Origin of the sequence: Rhodococcus sp. NPDC006774, assembly GCF_040636045.1 — a bacterium.
In the GTDB taxonomy this organism is placed as follows: Bacteria; Actinomycetota; Actinomycetes; order Mycobacteriales; family Mycobacteriaceae; genus Rhodococcoides.
Window position 1 is genome coordinate 44438 of sequence record NZ_JBEYIW010000007.1, and the last position, 26617, is coordinate 71054.

Genomic DNA, 26617 nt, shown 5'->3' on the forward strand with positions numbered 1-26617 from the left:
GGAGCCCAGCAGGGTCCGCGCTAGCATGAGGATCCCAGGTCGCGAAGAGCCCGACGGCACTTGTAGATCGAACGAATGCATGGAGACCGGCAGTGAGCGAGAACCATCCGCACGGCGGTGCGGATGTCGGGAGCTACGGGCAGCGGTTGCTGGATCGAGTGTTGGCGGGATCGTCCGCGAGCGAGAGCCCGTTGACCCACGTCGCCGAACTGCAGGCACGGGCCTCTCAGTTCGCCTCCTGGCCGTCGTGGGTGGGCCCGGAAGTGGTGCAGGTGATCACCTCTCGTGGGATCGCACAACCGTGGACGCATCAGGCACGTGCGGCAACACTCGCCGCCGAGGGCAATCATGTTGTGCTGTCGACCAGCACCGCGTCGGGCAAATCGCTGGCGTACCAACTCCCCATTCTCACGACCCTGTCCGCCGATGCCCGGGCAACCGCGCTGTACCTGGCTCCCACCAAGGCCCTCGGTGCCGATCAGCTGCGCACCACGATCTCGATCACCGACGAGTTGCGTTCGGCATCAGACGAACTCGCCGAGGTATTCCCCAGCGCGTACGACGGCGACACGCCGATCGAGATTCGCCAGTGGGCCCGAGCCAACGCACGATGGATCTTCACCAATCCCGACATGCTGCATCTCGGCATCCTCGGCTCGCACGAGCGGTGGTCGAGATTTCTCCGCAACCTCCGCTACGTGGTGGTCGACGAATGCCACTACTACCGTGGCGTTTTCGGATCCAATGTCGCGTTGGTACTACGCCGGTTGCGACGCCTGTGCGCACGGTACGGAGCATCGCCGGTATTCGTTCTCGCCAGTGCGACGACCTCCGAACCGGGGCGGGCCGCAAGCCGCCTCATCGGAGCACCGTGCGCGGAAGTCACCGAGGACGGATCCCCACACGGAGCCCGCACCGTCGCTCTGTGGGAACCACCGCTGCTCAAAGAGATCACCGGCGAAAACGGAGCTCCGGTAAGGAAATCCGCCGGCGCTGAAGCGTCGCGCATCATGGCCGACCTACTGGTGGAGGGCGCGCGCACTCTGGCATTCGTGCGGTCCAGACGCGGAGCCGAGGTGACCGCGCTGGGTACCCAGAGAATTCTCGCCGACGTCGATCCGCAATTGGTACGACGCGTCGCCGCCTATCGCGCAGGGTATTTGGCCGAGGATAGGCGCAAACTCGAATCCGATCTGTCCGACGGCACCCTATTGGGCGTCGCCACGACCAATGCGCTCGAATTGGGCGTCGACATCGCCGGTTTGGACGCGGTGATCGTCGCCGGCTTCCCCGGTACCGTCGCGTCGTTCTGGCAGCAGGGCGGCCGGGCCGGACGACGCGGGGAGGGCTCCCTGCTGGTGCTCGTTGCGCGCGACGACCCGCTCGACACCTATCTGGTGCATCACCCGGCGGCACTGTTGGACAAGCCCGTCGAGGCCACCGTCACCGACCCCACGAACCCGTACATCCTGGCTCCGCAGTTACTGTGCGCTGCAGTCGAACTGCCGATCACCCTCGTCGAGGCCGAGGAGCTGAACGCGGAATCGGTGCTCGAGGAGCTCGAGCTGAAAGGGTACGTGCGCAAGCGTCCACACGGGTGGTTCATCACGCCCGAGGGCCAGCAGCTCTCACCGCACGGTGCGGTGAACATTCGCGGCGGCACCGGGGTGCAGGTGGCCATCGTCGACGGCGAGTCCGGCCGCATGCTGGGCACCGTCGACGGCGGCCGCGCTCCCGCCACCGCCCACCCGGGGGCCGTCCACATCCACCAGGGTGAGTCGTTCGTGGTCGACGAACTCGATCTCGATGCCGGTCTCGCACTGGTCCACGCGGAGCAGCCCGAGTGGAACACCTCGGCTCGCGAGATCACCGACATCTCGATCACCGCGGTGCACGAATCCGTCGACTACGGCGAGGTACGAGTCGCACTGGTGCAGGTGAACGTCACTCATCAGGTTGTCGGCTATCTCCGACGCCTCCTCTCGGGCGAGGTTCTCGATTCCATCGAACTCGACATGCCCGCACAGACACTCGACACCCGAGCCGTCATGTACACCATCACCCCGGAGTTGCTCGAGCACAGCGGAGTTCCGTACGAACGATTCCCCGGATCGCTGCACGCCGCAGAACACGCCGCCATCGGACTGCTGCCCCTGGTGGCGACGTGCGATCGCTGGGACATCGGCGGAGTGTCGACGGCACTGCACCCCGATACGGGCCTACCGACCGTCTTCGTCTACGACGGATACGACGGCGGAGCAGGCTTCGCAGACCGCGGTCACGTGGCCATCGCCGATTGGCTCGCGGCTACGAAAGACGCCATCGTCTCCTGCGAATGCCAAACAGGTTGCCCGTCCTGCGTGCAATCGCCCAAATGCGGAAACGGCAACGATCCCTTGGACAAGGACGGTGCTGTTCGAGTGTTGACCGCTGTCTTGGCGGCCATCACTCGGGAGGGGTGAGCCAGGGTTCACCGCACAACCGCGCGTTCACGTTTGACGATGACCACAGCAGCGACGGTTGTCGCAATGACGACGAGCAGAAGCGCAGGCAGGCTCAGATCGTGTAGTACGCCCTCGCCGAAGTCTCCGTCGAGGAACACCGAGAAGTCCCACAGTCCGTGGAAGAACATCGCGACGACGATCAGCCCGAACCCTCGCCGGAACAGGTAGAGAACGAAGCCGCTGAACGTCGCCAGCACAACCTGGAAGATGCCGGACGGTCCCTGTCCCATGAAGATGTTCGGAATGTGGAACAGACCGAACGCGACCGCTGTCCACACCGCACACCAGGCCTCCGGCCGGTCGCCGCTTCGCATGCTGCGCAGGAAGATTCCCCGAAACAGCACCTCCTCGGCGAATCCGACGAGCACCGCCGTCAGCGCCACGGCCACGATCAGGTCTGCGCCGATCACCGCCCAGTCGACAGCGATCAGCCGCGGGACGATGGCAAGACCGAACAGAATCGGCGGCACCCAGAGAACGATCGACATGGGTAGCCGCACCGAGTCCCGCCATATCGAGTCCCATCGCGCCCAGTAGAGAAACGCAACGAGAAGAATGGATCCCACCAACAGTGGAATGACCGCGGTTCGGTACACATTGTCGGTAGTGGCGAACCAATCGCCGTAATCGATCCCCGAGGCGAACTGCATGCCCGCAACAACGACGATGTAGGCGATCACGACGGCGATTCCGACGAGTGGAGTCGGCGCGATCCGGTGACCACGGGCCCCCTGCGTCGACTTCGCATGCACAGCGTTCATGGCGCTCTCACACCTTTCGAGAAAGTGTCGGGTCAGGCGGCCACGAAGACGCGGACGTCTCTTCTGTCCACGATGACGCCGGCCGGGCCGCTGCCACTAGTTACTTTGGTCCTCATATTCGGGTTTCGTCTTTTCGGGTTTCGTCGGTGGACCCTGCTCGTCGCTGCCGACACCTCGGGTGGTGTGGTGGGAAGAGGATCAGCCCACAGAATCGAGAACGTGACATGCCCATCAACCGGCAGATGCCCAAAGCTACCGACCTGCGCGAGGTCCTCTCGTTCAAGAAACCGGATCTGAATCTGCGTCGACGACGCCTGAACGCCGCACTCACCATCGACGATCTCCGCACCATCGCCCGTCGACGCACCCCGCGCGCGGCATTCGACTACACCGACGGTGCCGCCGACGCCGAGATCTCGCTCTCGCGGGCTCGTCAGGCCTTCCGCGACGTGGAATTCCACCCTTCGATCCTGCGGGACGTCTCCCACGTCGACACCTCGACTTCGGTCTTCGGCGGGCCGTCCGCGCTCCCGTTCGGCATCGCCCCGACGGGATTCACTCGACTGATGCAGACCGAGGGCGAATACGCAGGTTCTGCCGCAGCCGGAGCTGCCGGAATCCCGTTCTGCCTCTCGACCCTGGGCACCACGTCGATCGAGGACGTCAAGGCCACCAACCCGAATGGGCGAAACTGGTTCCAGCTCTACGTCATGCGCAACCGCGACATCTCGTTCGGGCTGGTCGAACGCGCCGCGAAGGCAGGCTTCGACACCCTCCTGTTCACGGTCGACACACCGGTCGCCGGAGCTCGCCTGCGCGACAAGCGCAACGGGTTCTCCATCCCGCCGCAGTTGACCGCGTCGACGATCGCCAACGCCATTCCGCGGCCGTGGTGGTGGTGGGATTTCCTCACGACGGCCAAGCTCGAGTTCGCATCGCTGTCTTCGACCGGCGGCACGGTCGGCGAGCTGCTCAACTCGGCGATGGATCCATCCATCTCGTTCGAGGATCTCGACGTCATCCGGGAGATCTGGCCCGGCAAGCTGGTTGTCAAAGGTGTTCAATCGGTGGCAGATTCGGTCCGTCTCGCCGAACTGGGAGTCGACGGGATCATCCTGTCCAATCATGGAGGCCGACAACTCGATCGGGCTCCCGTTCCCTTCCATCTGCTGCCTCAGGTCGTCCGCGAAGTCGGCTCCGACTTCGAAGTAGCCGTAGACACCGGCATCATGCACGGTGCCGATATCGTCGCCTCCCTCGCGATGGGAGCATCGTTCACCCTCGTCGGCCGGGCGTACCTGTACGGCCTGATGGCCGGGGGTCGCGAGGGCGTCGACCGCATGATCGAGATACTGCGCGAAGAAATCGTGCGCACCATGCAACTGCTGCAAGTCAATTCGATTGCGGAACTGACCCCGGAGCACGTCACTCAACTGACTCGGCTCGCCCCTCTGCAGTCCGAGGCACGCACAGTCACGACACACTGACCGCTGCAGCCGGGCCGTCTCGGACCGCCGAACCCGTGGCGCGAATTTCGGCCACGGGTGCGGGGTGCGGGTTCGAGGCCGGGTTCGAGGCCGGGTTTCGACGCAAACGCGCGCGCATTCGCTGAACGCTCGCGAAATCGCCGGCCAAACGAGGCGATTTCGTGCGCACCTGGCAAACGCGCGCGCGTTTGCGGATTCGGGCGGGCGCACCCAACCGCCCTCACCCCGGACCCGCCCGCGCCGAGGCGATGGCGTCGGACATTCCGAAGCGACCCAGGAACACCGGCTGCCCCACCGTCACGATCACGTCCCACTCCTCGATCGTGCACTCCCGCAAATCGGTCGACATCCTGCTCGCTACTGATCGCGCCGTCTCGCACGCATCCGCCACCCCACGATCGAGGGCCCCGGCCCCGGCCAACGCAGCGAGATCGGCCGCCGACTGCGCCTGATGACGAGCACTCACCGCCGAGCCGACGTTCATCACCATCACCACGACCGCGATCAATGCCGACATCGCCAGCGCCGCCAACACCGTCGCGCCGCCCTCGTCGTCGCGCAGGCCCGTTCTCATTCCGCTGCAACCGGTTCCGCAGCCGCAACCGCCTCCGCCGACAACCTCAATCCCGGCAGCGGGCTCGCCACCTCCACCCGCGCGACGAAGAACTCCCCATCCTCGGTCACCGTGACCAGAGCCCCCTCCGGCGCAACCCTCTCCCCCACCGACACAGCCCGGTCCGCATCCCCTCTGGCCGCCAACCGAGCTGCCTCCCTGGCCGCATCGACGCAGCCGATGTGCATCGTCACCGACACGATCGCCCCGATACACACCACGATCACCGCAACGATGGACGCGATCGCGAACGCCGCCTCCACCGTCACGGCCCCGTCGTCACCGCCCAGGCTCAGACTGCAGTGTTCAACGCTCGATCGATGATCCCCGTCAGAGCCGACACGATGCTGTCGCCGGTCACCACCGTGTACAGCACCGCCCCGAACGCCGCGGCCGCGATGGTGCCGATCGCGTACTCCGCGGTCGACATGCCCTCGTCCTCCACGCCGAACAGAACGATTCGAGTCTTCAACTCCTGCAGTGCGTTCTCGATCATCTCGGTTCCCCTCCCTGTTCTCCGATGCGGCATCTCCGCACCGGACACTCGAGTGCGCGGCGGTCACAGCAGACCACCGCCCATTACATTGCCCGCCAGTCCGATCACCACGGGGATGATGCCGAGACAGATGAAGGCGGGCAGAAAGCACAGCCCCAACGGCCCGCTGATCAGCACACCCGCACGCTCGGCCGCGGCAGCCGACGCATCCTCGGCCCGCGTTCGTTGTGTCGCAGCAAGTTCCGTCATCGCCGACGCCATGGACGACCCGGCCCGGGCTGATCGGCGGGCCATCCTGGCCAGAGCCTCGGTCTCCGGATCCTGCGCGACGGCGTCCCACGCGGTCGCGGCGTCGGCACCGAGTTCCAGCAGATCGGCCGCCTTGCGGAGCGCAACACCGAACGAGGTCGGAGCGGACTGTGCCGCCGCCGCAGCGGCAGTCGATATCGGCAAACCCGACCGCAGACATGCGGCGAGCAGATCGAAGGTCGTGGCCACCGCGAGCGGGTCGGGTGGCGGCGCATCGACGGCGTCGGCGACCGCCCGGCCCTCGGGTGCGAGCCTGTGCAACCCGCCCGCGACCGAGGGCAGCGTCATCAACGCCGTTGCGACACAGAGCACCGTCGCCCACATTACGTCGTCACCTTGCCGGTGATCGCATCGGTCCACAGCAGCCCCGCGCACCCCAGCGCCGTGCCGATGAGCAGCAGCATTCCGCCGAGCCCACCGCCGAGCAGAATCTGCAGTGGATTCGCGCCCATCAGCTGGCCCAGCGCGACTCCGAGAATCGGCAGACCGGCCAGAACCAGCGCGGTGGCACGGGCACCGGCGAGGGATGCGTCGGTTCGTTCGCGAAACCGTCTGCGCCCCAGCATGTCCTCGCGAACAGCATCCAGCAGCTCGGCAAGTGCGAGTCCATGGTTGTCGGCCACTCGCCACGCGGCGGCCAGCCGGCCGAGCTCGGCGTCCAACAGCGAATCGGACGCAGCGATGCCGTCGGCGGCCCTGCCGCCCAATCGGGAGCGCGATGCCGCACCGCGCAGTGCCGTCGACGCGATCCCGCCGCACTCGTCCGCCGCAACCGCGCTGGCCGTGGCCGGATGGGACCCGACGCGGAGCTCTCCGATCACCACCTCGACTCCGGTTGCGAGCCAGTTCAATTCCTCGGCGCGCCGGTCGCGTTCGAGTCGCCGACGGTAACGCCGCCATCCGGTACTGCCCGCCACCGCCGCTGCGCTCACTGCCCAGATTCCGCCGAACCACCACACCGCCCCTGCCGCAAGCAGAGCGCAGCATGCCGGTGCCATCCATCGCGGCGCGGACGACGCCGTCCGTGCTTCACGAGGCAACCGACGGAAACTGCTCGGCCACAGAGCGACTGCCACAGCGAGGGCCATGAGGGCGGCCGTCATCCGGCGTCACCGCAGCGGCGGTCGAGCAGTTCGAGGAGCCGACCTTCGCCCGGCGTCGGTTCGCCATCCACCGACCAGGCCGCTGCGATGTGCACTCGCCCGGTGGGATCGACGTCGACCACTCCGATCTCACGGAGACGCCGAGTACCGTCGGCGCTGCGATGGACGTGCAAGACCACTTGGACCGCAGCGGCAAGTTGGCTGTGCAGCGCGTCTCGCCCCATTCCGCCCAGTGCCGCAAGGGCTTCGAGTCGGGCGGGTACCTCGGCCGGGGAGTTCGCGTGGATGGTTCCGGCTCCACCGTCGTGACCGGTATTGAGAGCCGTCATCAGGTCGATGACCTCGGCCCCGCGCACCTCACCGACGACGAGTCGGTCGGGTCGCATTCGCAGAGCTTGACGCACCAGTTGGCGCACCGACACCTCCCCTACCCCTTCGACATTGGGTGCGCGGGCCACCAGACGGACCACGTGCGGATGGGCCGGTGCCAACTCTGCCGCGTCCTCGACGCACACGATGCGTTCGGCCGGATCCACCTCACCCAGCAGTGCGGCCAAGAGTGTAGTTTTTCCGGCGCCGGTACCTCCGACGACCAAGAACGCCAAGCGCCCGAACACGATTCGACGCAGCAGCTCGTACCCGCCTTCGGTCACGGCTCCCGATGCACGGAGCGCGGCGAGTCCCTGCGTCGCGGGTCGCAGAACCCGAAGCGAGACGCACGTTCCCCCGCTCGCCACCGGTGCCAGCACAGCGTGCAGGCGGACGCCGAACGCCCCCTGCCCGACGCCCGGCAGTCGCCCGTCGACCCAGGGCTGCGCGTCGTCGAGTCGACGGCCGGCAGAGAGGGCGAGCCGTTGCGCCAGCCGCCGAACGGCAGCCTCGTCGACGAAGCGAACTCCGGTGCGCTCGAGTCCGCGACCACGATCGATCCACACCTGATCCGGTGCGGTGACCAGTACATCGGTCACTCCGGGCTCGGACAGCAGCGGCTCCAACGGACCCGCGCCGGTCAGTTCGGTCTGCAGAACACGAAGGGCCGCAAGCATATCGGTGTCGCCGATCACTCCCCCGGCTTCCGCTCGAATGGCCGCGGCGACGGTGGCGGGAACAGGAGCGTCGGCCGATGCCGCCAGGCGATCGCGGACGCGGTCGAGCAGGTCCACGGTGACGACTGCGCTCACGCCGCCCACCGCTGACCACCGGGCTTGTGCGCGAACGTATCGAGCACTGCGTTGGCTGCTGCGGCCAGCGGCGAACGTCGGCCCAACACCAGACCTCCTCGTTCGAGGCGCTCGGCCAACGCGGGCTCGGCGCGCATCGACGTCAACAGTGGAAGTTCGAGGGCGACGGCGATATCGTCGGCCCTCAGCCCACCCGGCGCAGGCCCACGAACGACCAGGCCGACATTGGCATTTCGATCCACCACATGCGCTGCCACCACCTCGGCCGACGTCACGGCTCGCAGTTCGGCCGGAAGTACCAGCGCGACGAGGTCCGCCGCGGCGTACAGAGCGTCGGAGACGTCGCTGGGATGACGCGGAGCGTCGCACACCACCAGGTCTCCCGCTGCGCGTCCTGCGTCGAGTACAGCCGCCACTGCGACGGCGGAGAGTCCGACACTCCGCTCGTCGGATCTGCCCAGTGCCAACACCGACAACCCGTCCCGCGACGGCAGCGCGCCGTGCAGCGCGTCGCCGGAGACTCGGCCACCTTCGACGACCAAACCGGACCACCGCAGACCCGGAGCGTTCTCCCAGCCGAGTAGCAGGTCGAGGCCGCTGCCGTAGCGGTCACCCTCGACGAGGAGTGCACGTCGGCCCGAGCGGCCGCTGCAGAGTCCGAGTGCGGCGGCGAACGTGGATGCACCCGCGCCACCGCGAGCGCCGACCACCGCGATCACTCCACCGTCTCCCGACGCTACCGACGCGGGTTCGCCGAGTATGCGCACGAGTGCGTCCTCGTCCCACGGCAGCGAGACCACGTGCTCGGCACCGAGCGATGTGGCGATTCGCCAATCGTCGAGTGTCGGCGGCGCGTCCGTGACCAGAATGACGCCCGAGCGGCGCGGAAATCCGGTCGCCAGTGCCGCCTCGGCGGACACGAAATCGATCAAAATAATTCCGACGCGGTCCCACATCGAACGGGTGAAACCGATACCGACCAGTAAGTTCTGCTCTTCCACAACACAATCCGCGGCTGCGGCGATTCGATAGACGTCCTCGCGGAGACCGCGAAGTTCGATCGACATCGTCACTGCCGGGTGCGTGATTCGCCGTCGCACGTCCGTTTCCATGCGGCAAGCCTGCGTGAGAATCTGCTCGAGATGCGCGCGACTTGGGGAAATGTGGATAGATCCGGGCCTGTGGATGAATACCGGTACTTCTGTACCAGTTTTCGACCTACCTCCGAAAAGAGGACGACCCTCGCCAGGGGGGGAGGAGGCGAGGGTCGTCTGGTTCAGCCCCGGGGGGTCGGGCTGAACACCGCCCGGGATGAACCGGGCTCGTAGAAAATACTACACCCGTGGACGTCCTTGTTTGCAAGTTCAACAGTCCGTTTTTCTCGACCGCATCGGACCGAGTCCACCAGTGGCACCGCGCAACATCCACCGGTCACCACCGGCCACTATGGTGACAAACGTGACCCAGAGCGCGAGCAACGACGACGTCCCGGCCGGCCGACGCGCAGCGCGCGTCGCGGCATTCTTCGACCTCGACAAGACGATCATTGCCAAGTCCAGCACGTTGGCATTCAGCAAGCCGTTCTTCGACCAAGGACTCATCAACCGGCGCGCCGTTCTCAAGAGCAGCTACGCGCAGTTCCTGTTCCTGCTCTCCGGAGCCGATCACGACCAGATGGAGCGCATGCGCGCCCATATCGCGAGCATGACCGCAGGCTGGGACGTCGAACAGGTGCGAGCGGTCGTCGCCGAGACTCTGCACGACATCGTCGACCCCCTCGTGTTCGCCGAAGCCGCCGATCTCATCGCCGACCACAAGCTCCGCGGACACGACGTCGTGATCGTGTCGGCCTCCGGCGACGAGATCGTGCACCCCATCGCACAACTACTGGGTGCCGATCACAGTATGGCCACCACGATGGTGACCGTGGAGGGCAAGTACATCGGCGAGGTCGACTTCTACTGCTACGGAGAAGGCAAGGTCGACGCCATGAACGCCCTGGCCGCGCAACACGATTACGACTTGACGTCGAGCTACGCGTACTCGGACTCGATCACCGACGTGCCGATGCTGCGCGCCGTCGGGCATCCCACAGCCGTCAACCCCGATCGCGCACTGCGCAAGGAAGCCGCCTCCCGCGGCTGGCCGATTCTCACCTTCTCCAACCCGGTCTCGCTGCGATCACGGATCCAGACCCCGTCCGGCAAGACCGTAGCAGCAAGTGCCGCAGCAGGTTTCAGCGCTCTTGCCGCAGGCGCGATCACCTACGGACTGCTCCGAAGAAAAAGATGACGCCCAAACCCTTGATGTGAGGAGCGTCACGGGGTACAAATGACGTACGGAAGAACGGAAGGCCAAGAACGAATCGGAAGAGAAGATTCGCTCTCCCGACCGGGATTCCCAGCACGGACACCAGGCACCCACGCGGAGCAGCCACCTAATGGCAGAAGCGCTGTGGGCCTGCGAGATTCGTCGATGATCAGCAAGAACCCTGCACCGGTTGCAGGGATGACCTCATCACCGTCGAACCCTCGCCGAGGCCACGTGGTTTTCCATCACAGCCCACCTGAGCACGCTTGGTAACCAGGCGCTCCGTGCTAACGGGCGGCGACGTCGACGCAAGTCGACATCGCCGCCCTTTTATGTGCTCGCTACTGCAGGCTCCGCTCGCGGCCCTTTTATGTGCGCACAAGCCTTACTGCGCAGCTTCGGCAATCGAAGTCGCTTCTGCCGCACCGGCTTCGAATGCTCCGCAGCACAGGATCACCCAACTCCCGACGCCGGTCGCGGTGCCCTCGGCGAATCCCGTCGCGCCGTCTCGGTAGGCATTTGCCCGACGCATCCAGCTCACCTCCGGCACTCCGAGGTTGTGGGGGTCGAATCCCGACGACGCTGCGACCAGTCTCGATGCAGCCCGCGCAACGATGCCGTCGGCCGAGCCGAAAGCTTTGAGCGTCAACAACTCACCGTGTACCACCGCCGCGATCACCGGAGCAGGTGCGGAGGTTCCACCGGTCACCAACTGAGCGAGCAGGTCGAGTCGATCTCCGACACCGGCGTCGCTGCGGGGACGTCCGAGCTCGGAGGCGTCGTCGACGAGGTCTGCTGCGGCCAACAGGTGCAGTCGTGCGAGGGTCTGCAGCGGTGCGCGCTTCCACGTCGAGACCGTGTTCTGCAGCGCATCACCGTCGAGGGCGGCCGCGACTCGCAGCGCACCAGCCAGAATGGGGTCGCCGTCTTCGCCCGCGCGGGGGAAGTCCATCGAACCACCCTCGAGTGTCGACGACGAGCGGGCCGCACGCACCGCGGCCTCGGCGGCGGTGGCCGGCCAGCCACGACGGTTGGCCTTGTGCCGATGCACCGCGCCCAGAGCGTCGCGCGCACGTTCGGCGGAGTCGAGAACTCCGGGCAGTTCCAGTAGCGGGGCGAGGGGGTCCGTCACGACAGACGACGGTACCCCCTCCCCTCACTCCCTACTTCGCTCCGGCCGCCAACAGCTCGGCACGCGCCTGACGACGCTTGGCCTGTTCGGCCGGGTCCGGCACTGGAACGGCCGCGAGCAACCGCTTGGTGTACTCGTTGGTCGGACGACGCAGAATCTGATCCGTCGTACCGAACTCGGCCAGCTTGCCCTTGTTCAACACCGCGATGCGCTTGGCCAGCACCTCCACGACAGCGAGGTCGTGACTGATGAACAGGCACGCGAACCCGTACTCGTGCTGGAGTTCCTTGAACAGCTCGAGCACCTTGGCCTGCACCGACACGTCGAGTGCGGACGTCGGCTCGTCGGCCACCAGCAGCGTCGGCTCCAGGGCGAGTGCCCGAGCGATACCGACGCGCTGACGCTGCCCACCCGACAACTGGTGGGGGTAGCGGTTGCGCATGGTCCGCGACAGGTGGACCCGGTCGAGCAGTTCCTCGACCTTTCGATTTCGATCTGCAGCGCTGTGCTCGGTGTGCAGCAGCATCGGCTCGGCAATCGACTGCCCGATCGGCCAGCGTGGGTTCAGCGACGAACCCGGATCCTGGAACACGATGCCGACCTTGCTGCGCACCGACCGCAGTTCGCGATTCGACAGGTTGGTGATGTCGACCCCTGCGATCGACAACGACCCGCCGGTGAGCTTGTTCAGCCCCACAACGGCCTTGCCGATCGTGGACTTACCCGAGCCGGATTCACCGACGAGGCCGACGACCTCACCCATCTCGATATCGAGGCTGACCCCGTCGACGGCTCGGAACACGGTACGGCCCGGGTACTCGATGACACCGTCGACGATGCTCAGTGCTCGGGTCTCCTCGACGGCACTGGGCTCGGCGATCTTCCCGGCGGTCACGGCCTCGATGCTGCTGCCCAGGTGCGGAACCGAGGCGAGCAACTGCTGCGTGTACGGATGCGACGCGTTCTTGAATATGGTTCGCGCAGCGTCCGTTTCGACGATGACGCCGTCCTTCATCACCGCGATGCGGTCCGCCATGTCTGCCACCACACCCATGTCGTGGGTGATCAGCACGATCGAGGCGTCGATGCGGTTACGCAGATCGCGCATCAGGTCGAGAATCTCCGCCTGCACCGTCACGTCGAGGGCCGTGGTCGGCTCGTCCGCGATCAGCAGCGACGGATCCGAGGACAGCGCCTGGGCGATCATGGCGCGCTGACGCTGACCACCGGAGAGTTGGTGCGGGTAGAAGTTCACCCGCGTCTCCGGATCCGGCATCTCGACGAGCTTCAGGAGCTCGACGGCCCGCGCCTTCGCTTCCTTCTTGGACAGCGAGGTGTGCGCACGGATGGCCTCGGTGATCTGCCAGCCGATCGAGTACACCGGATTGAGCGCCGTCATGGGCTCCTGGAAAATCACTGCGACGTTCTTGCCGCGGATGGGTGCGAGCTGCTTCTCCGGCAGCCCGACCAGTTCTTTCTCGCCCAGCTTGATGCTGCCCGACACCCGCGAATTATCGGCCAGCAGGCCGGGGACGGCCATGGCCGTCGTCGATTTGCCGGATCCGGATTCACCGACGATGGCCAGCACCTCGCCCGAGGCGACCGTGAACGAGACCGTGTCGACGGCCTTGCGCCATACCTTCTCGACCTCGAACTCGACCGTCAGATCGGTGACGATCAGAACCGTGTCCTTCTGAATACTCATGTCAGTTCCGTTTCGGATCGAGTGCGTCACGGAGCGCGTCGCCGAGCATGATGAACGCCAGCACCGTGACGGAGAGGAACGCGGCCGGGAACAGCACCAGGTGCGGTGCCGTCAGGAACACGTTCTGACCGAGGTTGATCTGCAGGCCCCAGGAGATCTCGGGAGCCTGCAATCCGATTCCGAGGAAGGTCAGCGTCGCCTCGGCCGCGATGAACGTACCCACCGAGATGGTCGCGTAGATGATCACCGGAGCCAGAGCGTTGGGCAGGATGTGTCGCACCAATATGCGGTAGGTCGACGCCCCCAATGCCTGTGCAGCCTGGACGTATTCACTGTTCTTGATCGAGATCACCGATGATCGAACCAGTCGCATCGCCGTCATCCAGCCGAAGGCCACCAGGGCGAGCGAGACGGTGAAGATGGTGCGCTGGGCGGTGACGGTGAGCAGGATCAGGGCACCGAGCAGCAGCGGGATTCCGAAGAACACGTCGGTGAAGCGAGCCAGGATGCTGTCGGTGATTCCGCCGAAGTACCCGGCGAGAGCACCGATCAGGACGCCGATGATGAGCACACCGATGACCGAGAGCACACCGATCGACAGCGAGATCCGCGCACCGTAGATGACGTTGGCGTAGTAGTCGCAGCCCTGGACGTCGGTGCCGAACCAGTGTGCAGCGCTGGGACTCTGACGGGAATCGGACAGCGAGCACACGCGCGGATCGATGCCGCGGGCGAACAGCTGCGGGAACACCGCCATCACCAACAGCACCAACAGCAGGAACGTGCCGATGATGAAGAACGGGCTCTTCCGCAGGAACTTCCACGCATTGCCCCACAGGCTGGCCTGACCGACCAACTCGACGGCCTCGCCGGTGATGACGTTGCCGGGCAGGCCCTCGTCTGCGGCGTGCTGAGCTGCGCTCGAATCTTCTTTATTCATAGCGAATCCTTGGATCGAGAACCGCGTAGAGAACGTCCACCACGAGGTTGAAGAAGATGTAGAAGAACACGAAGAGCGTGACGATGCCGACGACGACGGCACCTTCCTGACGGGCGAGACCGTCGTAGATCGCGCGGCCGAGACCTGGCAGGTTGAACACCGTCTCGGTCACGATGGCACCGCCCAGCAGGCCACCGACGTCGGCACCGATGAAGGTGACGACGGGAATCAGCGAGTTGCGCAGGGCGTGCCGAAAGATGATGCGCCGGTTGCTGATTCCCTTCGACTTCGCGGTGCGGATGTAATCCGCGGCCATCGACTCGGCGACCGACGTCCGGGTCAACCGGGCGACGTAGGCCATCGACAGCGATGCGAGCACGAGGCCGGGGAGCAGGAAGCTCGACCAGCCGTCGTTGATGCCCGAGATCGGGAAGAGGCCCAACTTCAGACCGAGGGTGAACTGGGCGATGAAGCCGAGAACGAACACCGGCACCGACACCAGCAGCGTCGTCGAGATGAGCACCAGGTTGTCGAAGAACGATCCGCGCTTGAGGGCGGCGAGCACACCCGCGGCGATACCGATGACGGTTTCGATGACGACGGCCACGATGGTCAGCCGCACTGTGACCGGAAGTGCCCGCTCGATGGTGTCGAGGACGGGACGACCGGAGAAGTCGGTGCCGAAATCGCCCTGGAAGAATCCACTGATGTACTTGAAGTACTGGACGAACAGATTGTCGTCGAGGTTGAACTCGTCTCGCAGTTGGGCGACCACGCCCGGTGCGAGGGGGCGATCTCCAGCGAGGGCGCGAATGGGATCGCCCGGAAGCGCGTAGACCATCGCGAAGATCAAGAACGAGGAGCCGATCAGGACGGGAATCGTCAGCAGTAATCGGCGAGTGATGTAGCGACCCACTGTGTGTCTTCTCCTTGAACAAGGGACGAACCTGCGCCTCGGGTCTTGCCGGCGCAGGTCGGTGTGGGGCAGATGCGACCCACGGATGAACGAAACCCGGTGGGTGGCAACCGATCATGCTCGGCTGCCACCCACCTGGGTGCGTCGTCAGCTGACTACGACGTCCTCGAGAACGATGTTGCCACGGTTGTCGATCTTGACGTCGGAGACGCGATCGGACCACACAGCCTGGTTCAGGCCGTAGAACAGCGGGGTAGCGGGCATCTGGTCGATCAGGATGTCCTCTGCCTTCTGGTAGTCCGCCGTTGCCGCGTCGATATCTGCAGCGTTGTTGCCTTCGGCCAACGCGGCGTCGAATGCCGGGTCGTTGAAGAAGACGTAGTTGCTACCTGCCGGCGGGGTTGCGGCTGCCGAGTACAACGGGGAGAGGAAGTTGTAGATCGACGGGTAGTCCATGATCCAACCCGAGCGGAACGGGCCGGTCATTCCCTTGGCGTCCTGCAGCGGCAGGTACTGCGCGAACTGGAGGTCGCCGCGCAGTGCGTAGTTCACGCCCAGGTTGTCACGCAACTGGTTGCCCACGGCGGTCATCCACGAATCGTGGCCCGCACCGGCGTTGAACCACAGGTCCACCGGCTGGCTGCGGTCGAACCCGGCCTCGTCGAGCAGACGGTTGGCCTCGTCCGGGTTGAGCTCACAGTTCGCACCGCAGGCGTCCTCGCGGTATCCGTCGACGACGGGCGAGGCGAAAGATCCTGCCGGGGTACGGGTATCGGTGAAGATCGCGGTGGCGATGGCCTGACGATCGATGGCCATCGAGAATGCCTTGCGCACCCTCGGATCCTGGAAGCGCGGGTCGTAGGTGGGGAAACCGAGGGACGTGATGTCGGGACGCGCACGCTCGCCGTAGCGGTCACCGAACTGGTCACGAGCCGTGGCCCACGCATCCTCGGGCAGATCGAGCATGACGTCGAGTCCGCCGCCCTGAACATCGTTGTAGCCGGTGTTCAGCTCGGTGTAGACCTTGAAGTTGACGCCTGCGGACTGAGCCGGGTTGTCGCCCTTGTAGTCGTCGTACTTGGTGACGGTGAAGCCCTGTCCCGGAACGAAGTCCGAGTCGGCCTTGAACGGGCCGTTACCGATCGGGCGAGCGCCGTAGGCATCGGGGTCGGCGTAGAACGCCTCGGGCAGCGGGTCGAATGCCGTGTATCCCAGCGTGAGCGGGAAGATGGCGAACGGTCCGGTGAGCTTGACGGTGAAGGTCGTCTCGTCGACGACGTTCAGACCGCTCAGTTCGGTTGCGACGGGCTCGGCGGTGTCGCTACCCTGCAGATCCGCGTAGCCTTCGATGTTCTCGAAGAAGTACGAGGCACCGAATGCGTTGGTGCTCAACGCGTTGTAGCTCCACGCCTTGGTGTAGGACTCGGCCGTGACGGGGGTGCCGTCGTGGAAGGTCCAGCCGTCCTTGAGCTTGACGGTCCAGGTGGTGTTGTCCTCGGACTCGACGGACTCGGCAACGCCGTTGTACTCGACGCTGTTGTCCTCGTCGTTGAACGTGACCAGCGGAGTGAAGAGCGCCTCGAGAACCTGGCTGCCTTCGCTCTCGGTGGTGTTGCCGGGAATCAGCGGGTTCTCGGGCTCGCCGATGTAGATGCTGTAGACACCGTCGGCGCTACCGCCGGAGCCAGAGCCCCCGCCGCCACAGGCGGCGAGCAGGCTCGCACTCATCAGCACAGCCGTGGTGACTACCGCGGCACGTTTGATACGCAAGGAAATCCTCCATCCAGATGTGAACACGGGGTCGTCCGTGCTCAGTTCCTCGGGCGCGACGCCCGGGGGTTTCGTGGGCGACCGCATGGCACGGCAGGTGGGCCGTTCCAACGATCTGATGGGATGGACTTTAGACACATCCTGAAACGAACATGTGAACTCCCCCAGATTTTGCTGACCCGTGAGTAAGCCGGAAACATGATCGAAACGTTTCGGCAAGTCGATTTCTCACACTTCGGACTTCCGCGTCGTCGAGGCGGCTCGGCGAGAACCCCGATTACCGCCCACCGTGCAGAAACTACCGATCACCGCAGATCAGGGGGTTGCAGGCGATTGCAACGGTGCGATTGCCATCACATGTGACTACCCTCACAAGGGGCTCGAGACCGGCACGGAAGTGCAGTTTCATGAGCGAAATGCACCGGACGAAAGTGAGCAATTCGAGATGACGACCAGTACCTCCGGAACCGACGAGACCGCGGTTGCCTCCTACGCACCCTCGGCCGAGTTCTCGGCTCAGGCGAACGCCGGAACCGAGCTCTACGCCGCCGCCGAGGAGGATCGACTCGGCTTCTGGGCCGAACAGGCTCGCCGACTCCACTGGCACACCCCGTTCACCGAAGTTCTCGACTGGTCCGACGCCCCCGTCGCCAAGTGGTTCGCCGACGGCGAGCTCAACGTCGCATACAACTGCGTCGACCGCCACGTGATCGACGGACACGGCGACCAGGTGGCCATCCACTGGGAAGGCGAGCCCGGCGACAGCCGCGACGTCACCTACTCCGATCTGCTCGCCGACGTCAGCCAGGCCGCCAACACCCTGACCGAACTCGGCCTCGTGGCCGGCGATCGAGTCGCGATCTACATGCCCATGATCCCCGAGGCCATCGTCTCGATCCTCGCGTGCGCTCGCCTCGGCCTGACCCACTCGGTCGTCTTCGCCGGCTTCTCCGCCACCGCACTGCGCTCACGCGTCGACGACGCCGAGGCCAAGCTCGTCATCACCACCGACGGTCAGTGGCGACGCGGCAAGCCCGCTCCCATCAAGGACACCGTCGACGAGGCCGTCGACGGGGCGGCATCGATCGAACACGTGCTGGTCGTCAAACGCACCGACTCCGAGGTCTCCTGGACCGAGGGACGCGACCTGTGGTGGCACGAGACCGTCGCCAAGGCGTCGAAAGAGCATGAGGCACAGCCCTTTCCGTCCGAGCACCCACTCTTCATCCTCTACACCTCCGGTACGACGGGTAAGCCCAAGGGCATCATCCACACCTCCGGCGGCTACCTGACGCAGACCTCGTACACCCACCACAACGTCTTCGACCACAAGGCAGGCAAAGACGTCTACTGGTGCACCGCCGACATCGGCTGGGTCACCGGGCACTCCTACATCGTCTACGGTCCGCTCTCGAACCGGGCGACGCAGGTCGTCTACGAGGGAACGCCCAATTCGCCCGACGAGCACCGGCATTGGAACGTCATCGAGAAGTACAAGGTCTCGATCTACTACACCTCCCCCACCCTCGTTCGTACGTTCATGAAGTGGGGCAAGGAGATTCCCGAGGCCCACGACCTGAGCTCGATCCGCTTGCTCGGCAGCGTCGGCGAGCCGATCAACCCCGAGGCGTGGCGCTGGTTCCGCGACGTCGTCGGCGGCGGCACCGCACCGATCGTCGACACCTGGTGGCAGACCGAAACCGGCGCGATCATGATCTCCCCGCTGCCCGGCGTCACCGCCACCAAGCCCGGCTCCGCCATGGCCCCGTTGCCCGGCATCTCCGCCAAGATCGTCGACGACGACGCCAAGCCACTGGGCAACGGTGGCAACGGCTACCTCGTCCTCGACGAGCCGTGGCCGTCGATGCTGCGCGGCATCTGGGGCGACATGGACCGCTACAAGGAAACGTACTGGTCGCGGTACGCCGAGGAGGGTTGGTACTTCGCCGGTGACGGTGCCAAGTACGACGACGACGGCGCACTGTGGGTCCTCGGCCGCGTCGACGACGTCATGAACGTCTCGGGCCACCGCATCTCCACGTCCGAGGTGGAGTCGGCACTGGTCACCCATCACAGTGTCGCCGAAGCCGCGGTGGTCGGTGCCGCCGACGACACCACCGGTCAGGGCATCGTCGCGTTCGTCATCCTGCGGGCAGGCGAGGAGAACACCGGCGACGCGCTGATCGCCGAACTCAAGGCGCAGGTCTCCAAGGAGATTTCGCCGATCGCCAGGCCTCGGGAGATCTCCATCGTGCCGGAGCTGCCGAAGACGCGATCCGGCAAGATCATGCGTCGACTGCTACGCGACGTGGCCGAGGGCCGCGAACTCGGCGACGTCTCCACCCTCGTCGACCCGAAGGTGTTCGAGGCGATCAAGAAGGGCCGCTAGCGGCCAGTGGTGCGGTTGAGTGCCTCAGAGGACACTCAACCGCACCACTGCCTCAGGCACTCAGATCGAACACCGTGTACTCGCCGACGGTGCGCGGCGTGAAGGTCGCGGCCACCCAATCCCCGATCGCCGACGGCCTGGTCTTGCCCGTTCCCTCGATGAAGTAATGGATCTTTCCCGCGGCCACGTCGGCCTCGAATTGGTCGAGCGTGGGCGACGGGTCGGTTCCGGAGAATCCACCCACCGGCATCACCGGGTCGTCGGTCGCGAGCTGTATGCCCGCGGCCGCGTTGGATCCGACGGTCGCCGCCACCCATGTGTAGTTCTGGGCGTCGGATTCGAGTAGGCCGGTCAGCTCTGCGTCCGGTGCGGCTGCGGAGCCGAATTGCGCTGAGCGGCCGACACTTTCCTCATGCGATCCGGTTCCGTAGGCTGCGGTCTCGGACGCAACAGCGGGCCCGGCCGACGGACCTCCTCCACTGTGCGGGGTGACCACGGTATCGGCGACGTAAGCGACGGGGCCGGCCAGAGCGACCGCAATTGCCGCCGCTCCCAGCGTAATCGAGACCGCTCGAGACATCCGGACCACGAGGGCGAGAGCCACAACGATCCCGACTCCCAGCACCACCCATCGGAGCCACGGCACGAACTCGGGTGTACGAGCGAGAAAGACGAACGACGTGGCCGTGGTGACAGCCGAAGCAAGCGCGAGAATCGAACGGCACCAGACGTTCTCGCGTCGCACCCACAGTTCGCGCAGGGCAGCTCCGACGATGGCGGCGATCGCCGGTGCGATCACGATCGTGTAGTAGGAGTGGAAGGTGCCCGACATGAAGCTGAACACCAGCGAGCACCCGACGAGCCACAATCCCCACATCACGTACCAGGCGCGCCGAAAGTCCTGTCGAGGCGCTCTGCCGCGCAACACGATTCCCGCCACCACGAACACGAGCGCAGCCGGTATCAGCCACGAGATCTGACCACCCTGCGCGGCAGCGAACATGCGGGTGATGCCCGTCTGCACCGCATCTCCGGCATGGGATGCCGCACTGCTTCCGTGTTCGTTGCCCGTCAGTCGACCCAGACCGTTGTAGCCGAACGTCAGGTCCAGAATGCTGTCGGTCTTCGACCCGCCGACCCACGGCCGGTCGGCAGCCGGAACCAACTGCACGATCGCCACCCACCACCCGGCCGTCACGAGTACCGCGGCACCGGCCGCCGGCAACTGCAGCATTCGGGTTCCGAACCTCGGTGGACCGAACGCCGCGTACGCCACGGCGAGAGCAGGAACGACGAGGAACGCCTGCAGTTGCTTCGTCAGAAACCCCAGGCCGACAACAGCTCCGGTGACCACCAGCCACCGAGTTCGCCCGTCCTCGAGCGCGCGAAGCATCGCCCACGCTGCTCCCAACAGGGTGAGGGTGAGCAAGGCGTCGGGATTGTCGTAGCGGAACATCAGCGCGAAGGTCGGCGTGGTGGCCAAGACCGCACCCGCGATCAACGCTGCCCCGTAGCCGAATCGACGGGCGACGATCGCGTACATGATTCCCACGCTCAGCACGGCCATCAGCACCTGCGGCAGGAGCAGCGACCAGGAGTTGAGGCCGAAGATTCGTACCGAGAGTTCCATGACCCACAGCGACGCAGGCGGCTTGTCCACCGTGATCGAGTTCGCGGCGTCGGACGAACCGAACAGGAAGGCCTTCCAACTGATCGAGCCGGCCTGAACGGCTGCTGCGTAGAAGGAGTTACCCCAGTGCTCCCGATTCAGGTCCAGGGCGTAGGCCCCGGCTGTTCCGGCGAGAAGGGCGGCGAGAGTGGGCATTGCCCAGCGTGGGCGGGCAATGTCGTGTTCGAGGACGGTCACAGTCGATCACTGTTGCCCTCGATCCTGAGGATGTGCGATCAACTTCCTGACAATCGCCTGTCTATCCAGGGATCACGGAAATGAGCAGACGCAGGTGAGCGGAAACTCGACCCCTGCTACGAAGCTCGGGGGTGGAGCCTGCGGAACGACCGCAGGCTCCACGCTCACGTGCGGCGCAGCCGCTCAGACGCTGTCGAGCGACTGGTCCCGTGTTTCCTTCATGATCAGCAGAGCGATCAGCGTCAACGTTGCAGCGATGGCGAGGTACACGCCCACCCAGCCGACGCCGTAGCTGCTCACCAGCCAGGTCGCGATGAACGGTGCCACTGCGGCACCGAGGATCGACGCGGTGTTGTACGAGATTCCCGATCCGGTGTAGCGCACGTTGGTCGGAAACAGTTCCGGCAGAACGGCACTCATCGGTCCGAAGGTCAGGCCCATGAGGCCGAGGCCGACGCACATGAACACCAGCATCCGCGAGGCGGACGCGGTCTCGGGGTTCGCGAACCAGTGGAAGGAGAGCCCGAACAGCACGATCGCCGACGTGATGACGATGAGCGTGGGACGACGGCCGTACTTGTCGGCCAGCAGCCCGGCCACCGGAATCAGCGCCGCGAAGAACAGCACGGCGATGAGCTGCAGCTCCAGGAAGTCGGTGTAGGAGATCGCCAGCTTCGGACCGTTGACGTCGGACACCTTGCCCGTTCCGTAGCTGACCACCCACGTGGTCATGATGTAGAACAGCGTGTAGGTGGCGAGCATGACGAACGTTCCGATGATCAGCTGACGCCAACTGGTCTTGAACACCTGAGCGAGCGGAGTCTTGACCTTCTGGCCGCGCTCGACGGCGAGCTTGAACACCGGCGTTTCCTCGAGCTTGAGCCGGACGTACAGGCCGATGATGACCATGACGGCGCTGAGCAGGAACGGGATTCGCCAGCCCCACGTCAGAAACGCGTGGTCGGTGCCCGAGTTGACCGAGTCGTAGCCCGTCGCGATGACGATGAGCAGGAAGATGCCGTTGGCGAAGAAGAACCCGATGGGCGCGCCCAGCTGCGGGTACATCGCCGCCCAGGCTCGCTTGCCCGGCTTGGCGGTTTCGGTGGCGAGCAACGCTGCACCGCTCCACTCGCCGCCGAGACCGACGCCCTGGGTGAAGCGCATGATCGCCAGCAGAGCCGGAGCCCACAGCCCCACCGCGGCGTACGTGGGCAACAGTCCGATCGCGAACGTCGCGACACCCATCGTGAGCAGGGACCCGACGAGGGTCGCCTTGCGTCCGATGCGGTCGCCGAAGTGGCCGAACAGAATCGACCCGATGGGTCGCGCGACGAAAGCGAGGCCGAAGGTAGCGAAGGACGCCAGCAGTGCGGTGGTGTCGTTGCCCGCGGGGAAGAACAGACGCGGGAAGACGAGCACTGCGGCGGTGGCATAGATGTAGAAGTCGAAGAACTCGATGGACGTGCCGACCATCGAGGCGATCACGATGCGCGATCGCGGCACCTGAGGTGCGGGAATTGCACCGTCGGCGGCGACGGTGTGTGCTGAACTCACGAATGCTCCTGAAGGGGGAAGTTCCCTGCAAATTACCTGATGAACACCTGAGAATTTCACGACCCGGGCGTGTCCGTTGCCCGATCGCGTAAGTTCCTCGAGTTTGCGGCAGGTGGTACCGAGGTACGCGTCCAAACAAGGGCGAGCGTCGCCCGCCCTCCGCGGAACAGTTAACCTGCTACCGAGGCACTACTGTCGATACGATCTTCCGCACAACACCGAGCAGAGCAATTACAAGGGGTCGAGAGTTGAGCGTCAGCAATGACAAGGGATACGGCAACGGCGTCCCGAACACGATTTCGTCGATACCTCTGACCGATGTCGATGCCCGCACCCCTGGTAGCGCCAGCATCGGAAATCTCGTCAAGGACGCCACCACTCAGGTCTCGACGCTCGTGCGCGCCGAAGTCGCCCTCGCCAAGGCCGAGGTCACCGGCGAGGTCAAGAAGGGTCTGCAGGGCAGCGTCTTCTTCATCATCGCGTTGACGGTGTTGCTGTTCAGCTCGTTCTTCTTTTTCTTCTTCGCCGCTGAACTGCTCGATGTGTGGCTCTACCGCTGGGCCGCATTCCTCATCGTGTTCGCCGTCATGGTGTTGGCCGCGGCGCTGTTCGGTTTCCTCGGCTACCGCCGGGTCAAGAAGCTGCGCAAGCCCGAGAAGACCATCGACTCGCTCAAGCAGGCGTCGACGGTGCTGCCGAACCAGCACGATTCCATCCCCGGAGTTCCCGGCTACAAGAAGTAGTAGCCCGGCGAATCGAGCAGTATGAATCAGCCCGATCCGTCCACGGTCCGGTATCCGGGACAGTGGATCCATCGCGACATCCACGCCAACGGAATTCGGTTCCATATCGTCGAGGTCGGCGAACACGCACCGGACGCACCGCTGGTGGTTCTGCTGCACGGCTTCGCCGACTTCTGGTACTCGTGGCGACACCAACTCGAGGCGCTCGCGCGATCGGGTGTTCGTGCCATCGCCGTCGACCTGCGCGGCTACGGTGATTCCGACAAGCCTCCACGCGGATACGACGGGTGGACTCTGGCCGGCGACATCGTCGGACTCGTTCGCGCTCTGGGCTATCCGAACGCCACGTTCGTCGGCCACGCCGACGGCGGTCTCGTCTGCTGGGCCAGCGTTGCGCTCCACCCCCGCTCGGTGCGTTCGATGGTGCTGATCAACGCCCCGCACCCCATCTCTCTGCGGCGGGCCGTGTTGAAGGACTCGGCACAGCGCGCCGCGCTGCTCCCGCACTTCGTTCGCTACCAGGTTCCGCTCCGCCCCGAGAGACTGCTGACGCGCCGAGGAGGTGCCGCGGTCACCGAGTTGATGAGCAACCGCGCCGGGCCCGAGTGGAAGACCACCGAGGACTACGCGGACACCACGGCCAAGATGAGCTCGGCCATCAGAATTCCCGGTGCTGCACACTGCGCACTCGAATATCAGCGCTGGGCGTTCCGCAGCCAGTTCCGCGCCGAGGGCCGCCGCTTCATGGACGCCGTCGACGTACGGACCTCGATTCCCGTCGCGCAGATCAGCGGCGACCTCGACCCGTACGTGCTGCCCACCACCCTCGACAGAGACCGGCACTGGGCCCCCGGGCTGACGCGTCGAACAGTGCGGGACGTGGGCCACTACGTGCACCAGGAAGCGCCCGACGTGGTGTCCGAGGAGATCCTGCGGGTCGTACGCGAGAGCTAGACGATGCAGTCGCCCGTACCCACCGGCACCGGGGCATCGAAGCTCTGCGTGAGCTCGTCCGCGATCTCCGACGCGGTCAGCACGAATCCGGTGTCGGGATCGTCGACGGCCGCACCGAACACGACGCCGAGTACCTCACCGGACGAGTTGACCAGCGGTCCACCGGAGTTGCCCTGCCGAACCGATCCGCGGACGGTGTACACCTCACGTTGGACGGTTCCGGTGCGGTAGATGTCCGGGCCGCTGAGGTTGATGATCTCGCGGATGCGCGCCGGGCTCGCCGTGTACGGTCCACCGCCGGGGTAGCCGAGCACGATGGCGTCGGTTCCGGATTCGGCCGGCGTCGGCGCAAACGTCAGCACCGGTGCCTCCAGCTGCGGAACACGAAGCACCGCAACGTCTTCTTCCGGATCGAACAGTACGACGTCGGCGTCGAGCGGTCCGTTCGGCGAATCGACCGTCACCTCGGACGTGCCTGCGACGACGTGTGCGTTGGTCATCACCAGATCCGATCCGACGACGAATCCCGAACCCTCGAGCGCCTTCTGGCAACTCGGTGCGATGCCGTTGATCTTGATGACGCTCGATTGCAGTTGCACCGGAATCGGTCCCGCTGCGATACCGGAATCGGGAGCGGCGACCTCGGCGACCGGGGTGCGACCGAACGGGCCGATGACATCCGGTAGACCGGAGGTGTCGAGCAACGCCGAGAATTCCTTGGGTACCTGACGCAGCCAGTCCGGTGCCACTTCGTCGACCTTGCCGAGGACCGTCGATCCACGGACCGCGCTGGCGACCTCGGGCTGAGAGGACGACGTCAGCGGGATGGCGAGCAGCCACGCGGCAGCGAGCACCGCGACGGCCTGCAGCCCGGCACCGATGGTGCTGTCGACCGAACGTGCTGCGCGGGAATGGATTCCGCTACGCAGCGCCCGCCCGAGGACCATGCCGGCAACCTCACCGACGATCACCAGCACCACGATCAACGCGATGCCGACGAACACCCGCATCCGCGAACCGTCGACGTGCTCGAGCACGTGCGGTGCCACGAGAATGCCGGCAACGGCACCGAGCACAACACCGAGAAACGCCAGCGCCGACGCCACCGCCCCCTGCCGCCATCCCGACGTCGCCGCCAGCAGTGCGATGGCAACCACCGCGATATCGACCCACCCTGAACCTGTCACCGATCGAGCCTCGCTCCTACCGCAGTCAAGCTGGCCTCCAGATCGCGTATGTCCCCCGTGTCCCACTCGGGCTCCCAGCCCGATACAGCCAGCAGACCCGCCAGGATACCGCCCGTGAAGCCCCACACCAGCATTCCCTGCACAGCGAACGCGGGGCCCTGGTAACCCGCAGGGTGGCGCACCTGGAATCGGTTGTTCGGATCGAGCAACTCGCGCAACGGAACTCGCACCACTCGCTCGGTCTCGCCGGGATCGACGACGCGCACCGGCGTCGGTCGCTCCCAGTACGAGAGCACCGGAACCACGTCGAAGCGCGACGGCGGAACGTAGATGCCGGGCATCGTCGCCAGCGGCACGACGCCGGCCGGGTCGAGACCGGTCTCTTCCTGAGCCTCCCGCAGCGCAGTTCCGATGGGCCCGTCGTCACCCGGGTCGGTGGCACCGCCGGGGAAGGCGATCTGCCCACTGTGTTCGCGCAAGGTCGACGCGCGCTGGGTCAGCAGTACGTCGGCCTCGGCGGGCAGTCCACCGGGCGCGGTCGGGTCGGCGGCAGCGGGGCCGCCGAACAGCACCAACACGGCCGCCGAACGAATTCGATCGGCGGGCTGCGCCTGTCGTTGCAGAACCGGGTTGATTCCGGTGGTGTCGGTCAGACCGCCCGCCCTGCCTGCGACGTCGAGCATGCGCCCGAGCCAC

Annotated in this window: 23 protein-coding genes; 6 read left to right on the top strand and 17 right to left on the bottom strand. The window is 65.5% G+C overall.

What is annotated here, in order from left to right; all coding sequences use genetic code 11:
• The first annotated feature begins 92 nt into the window (after positions 1 to 92).
• Complete coding sequence (locus ABZ677_RS12760) at positions 93 to 2462, top strand: DEAD/DEAH box helicase (protein WP_358369797.1); 2370 nt, start codon at positions 93 to 95, stop codon at positions 2460 to 2462.
• A gap of 8 nt (positions 2463 to 2470) precedes the next feature.
• Here the strand turns inward: ABZ677_RS12760 and ABZ677_RS12765 are convergent, their stop codons facing one another.
• Complete coding sequence (locus tag ABZ677_RS12765) at positions 2471 to 3265, bottom strand: CPBP family intramembrane glutamic endopeptidase (RefSeq protein ID WP_358369800.1); 795 nt, start codon at positions 3263 to 3265, stop codon at positions 2471 to 2473.
• Between the two features lie 224 nt (positions 3266 to 3489).
• On the opposite strand from ABZ677_RS12765, the gene ABZ677_RS12770 reads away from it, so the two are divergent.
• Positions 3490 to 4752, top strand: a complete 1263-nt coding sequence (locus ABZ677_RS12770; RefSeq protein ID WP_358369802.1) for an alpha-hydroxy acid oxidase — start codon at positions 3490 to 3492, stop codon at positions 4750 to 4752.
• A gap of 220 nt (positions 4753 to 4972) precedes the next feature.
• On the opposite strand, the gene ABZ677_RS12775 is transcribed toward ABZ677_RS12770, so the two are convergent.
• The 7 genes from ABZ677_RS12775 to ssd all read right to left on the bottom strand — a co-directional run bounded on the left by ABZ677_RS12775 (position 4973) and on the right by ssd (position 9566).
• The gene (locus ABZ677_RS12775) at positions 4973 to 5326 is read right to left on the bottom strand and encodes an Rv3654c family TadE-like protein (RefSeq protein ID WP_358369804.1); all 354 of its coding nucleotides are present in this window, start codon (positions 5324 to 5326) and stop codon (positions 4973 to 4975) included.
• Entirely contained in the window at positions 5323 to 5634 is a 312-nt protein-coding gene (locus ABZ677_RS12780) for a TadE family type IV pilus minor pilin (RefSeq protein ID WP_358369806.1), read from the bottom strand. The genes ABZ677_RS12775 and ABZ677_RS12780 overlap by 4 nt, the downstream gene beginning before the upstream one ends.
• Before the next feature lie 23 nt (positions 5635 to 5657).
• A complete protein-coding gene (locus tag ABZ677_RS12785) occupies positions 5658 to 5861 on the bottom strand; it encodes a DUF4244 domain-containing protein (protein ID WP_037187877.1) in 204 nt (67 codons plus the stop codon).
• Between the two features lie 63 nt (positions 5862 to 5924).
• Positions 5925 to 6494, bottom strand: coding sequence for a type II secretion system F family protein (locus ABZ677_RS12790; protein ID WP_358369808.1), 570 nt, complete (start codon positions 6492 to 6494; stop codon positions 5925 to 5927).
• Positions 6494 to 7273, bottom strand: coding sequence for a secretion protein F (locus ABZ677_RS12795; RefSeq protein ID WP_358369810.1), 780 nt, complete (start codon positions 7271 to 7273; stop codon positions 6494 to 6496). Before ABZ677_RS12795 ends, ABZ677_RS12790 begins: the two co-directional genes overlap by 1 nt.
• Positions 7270 to 8463, bottom strand: coding sequence for a TadA family conjugal transfer-associated ATPase (locus ABZ677_RS12800; RefSeq protein ID WP_358369812.1), 1194 nt, complete (start codon positions 8461 to 8463; stop codon positions 7270 to 7272). Before ABZ677_RS12800 ends, ABZ677_RS12795 begins: the two co-directional genes overlap by 4 nt.
• Positions 8451 to 9566: a septum site-determining protein Ssd gene (gene ssd / locus ABZ677_RS12805; RefSeq protein WP_358369814.1), complete on the bottom strand. Its 1116-nt coding sequence runs from the start codon at positions 9564 to 9566 to the stop codon at positions 8451 to 8453. Before ssd ends, ABZ677_RS12800 begins: the two co-directional genes overlap by 13 nt.
• Positions 9567 to 9900: 334 nt before the next feature.
• Between ssd and ABZ677_RS12810 the strand changes: the two genes are divergently transcribed.
• Positions 9901 to 10746, top strand: coding sequence for an HAD-IB family hydrolase (locus ABZ677_RS12810; protein ID WP_252342019.1), 846 nt, complete (start codon positions 9901 to 9903; stop codon positions 10744 to 10746).
• Positions 10747 to 11149: 403 nt separating this feature from the next.
• Here ABZ677_RS12810 and ABZ677_RS12815 read toward each other — a convergent pair whose 3' ends face one another.
• The 5 genes from ABZ677_RS12815 to ABZ677_RS12835 all read right to left on the bottom strand — a co-directional run bounded on the left by ABZ677_RS12815 (position 11150) and on the right by ABZ677_RS12835 (position 17227).
• Positions 11150 to 11896: an oxidoreductase gene (locus ABZ677_RS12815; RefSeq protein WP_358369817.1), complete on the bottom strand. Its 747-nt coding sequence runs from the start codon at positions 11894 to 11896 to the stop codon at positions 11150 to 11152.
• A 31-nt stretch (positions 11897 to 11927) separates the two neighbouring features.
• Positions 11928 to 13601 (bottom strand): ABC transporter ATP-binding protein, encoded by a 1674-nt coding sequence (locus ABZ677_RS12820; protein WP_358369820.1) that lies wholly within the window; start codon positions 13599 to 13601, stop codon positions 11928 to 11930.
• Position 13602: 1 nt separating this feature from the next.
• On the bottom strand, positions 13603 to 14541 hold the full coding sequence (locus ABZ677_RS12825) for an ABC transporter permease (protein WP_094637965.1): 939 nt from the start codon (positions 14539 to 14541) through the stop codon (positions 13603 to 13605).
• Complete coding sequence (locus tag ABZ677_RS12830; protein ID WP_358369823.1) at positions 14534 to 15457, bottom strand: ABC transporter permease; 924 nt, start codon at positions 15455 to 15457, stop codon at positions 14534 to 14536. Before ABZ677_RS12830 ends, ABZ677_RS12825 begins: the two co-directional genes overlap by 8 nt.
• Before the next feature lie 147 nt (positions 15458 to 15604).
• Positions 15605 to 17227 carry an ABC transporter substrate-binding protein gene (locus tag ABZ677_RS12835; RefSeq protein ID WP_358369826.1) on the bottom strand — a complete coding sequence of 541 codons (1623 nt, stop codon included), beginning with the start codon at positions 17225 to 17227 and terminating at the stop codon, positions 15605 to 15607.
• 445 nt (positions 17228 to 17672) lie between these two features.
• Here ABZ677_RS12835 and acs point away from each other — a divergent pair, with 445 nt between their 5' ends.
• Complete coding sequence (acs, locus tag ABZ677_RS12840; protein ID WP_358369829.1) at positions 17673 to 19616, top strand: acetate--CoA ligase; 1944 nt, start codon at positions 17673 to 17675, stop codon at positions 19614 to 19616.
• Between the two features lie 52 nt (positions 19617 to 19668).
• Here acs and ABZ677_RS12845 read toward each other — a convergent pair whose 3' ends face one another.
• Complete coding sequence (locus ABZ677_RS12845; RefSeq protein ID WP_358369831.1) at positions 19669 to 21483, bottom strand: glycosyltransferase family 39 protein; 1815 nt, start codon at positions 21481 to 21483, stop codon at positions 19669 to 19671.
• Positions 21484 to 21666: 183 nt separating this feature from the next.
• Positions 21667 to 23037 carry an MFS transporter gene (locus ABZ677_RS12850; protein WP_179274852.1) on the bottom strand — a complete coding sequence of 457 codons (1371 nt, stop codon included), beginning with the start codon at positions 23035 to 23037 and terminating at the stop codon, positions 21667 to 21669.
• Between the two features lie 248 nt (positions 23038 to 23285).
• Here ABZ677_RS12850 and ABZ677_RS12855 point away from each other — a divergent pair, with 248 nt between their 5' ends.
• Together ABZ677_RS12855 and ABZ677_RS12860 are read left to right on the top strand one after the other, a co-directional pair.
• Positions 23286 to 23780, top strand: a complete 495-nt coding sequence (locus tag ABZ677_RS12855) for a phage holin family protein (RefSeq protein ID WP_032395253.1) — start codon at positions 23286 to 23288, stop codon at positions 23778 to 23780.
• Between the two features lie 21 nt (positions 23781 to 23801).
• Positions 23802 to 24734, top strand: coding sequence for an alpha/beta hydrolase (locus ABZ677_RS12860; RefSeq protein WP_358369836.1), 933 nt, complete (start codon positions 23802 to 23804; stop codon positions 24732 to 24734).
• On the opposite strand, the gene marP is transcribed toward ABZ677_RS12860, so the two are convergent.
• Entirely contained in the window at positions 24731 to 25921 is a 1191-nt protein-coding gene (gene marP, locus ABZ677_RS12865) for an acid resistance serine protease MarP (RefSeq protein ID WP_358369839.1), read from the bottom strand. The genes ABZ677_RS12860 and marP overlap by 4 nt on opposite strands.
• Positions 25918 to 26604, bottom strand: a complete 687-nt coding sequence (locus ABZ677_RS12870) for a CoA pyrophosphatase (RefSeq protein WP_358370259.1) — start codon at positions 26602 to 26604, stop codon at positions 25918 to 25920. The genes marP and ABZ677_RS12870 overlap by 4 nt, the downstream gene beginning before the upstream one ends.
• Positions 26605 to 26617: the final 13 nt, after the last annotated feature.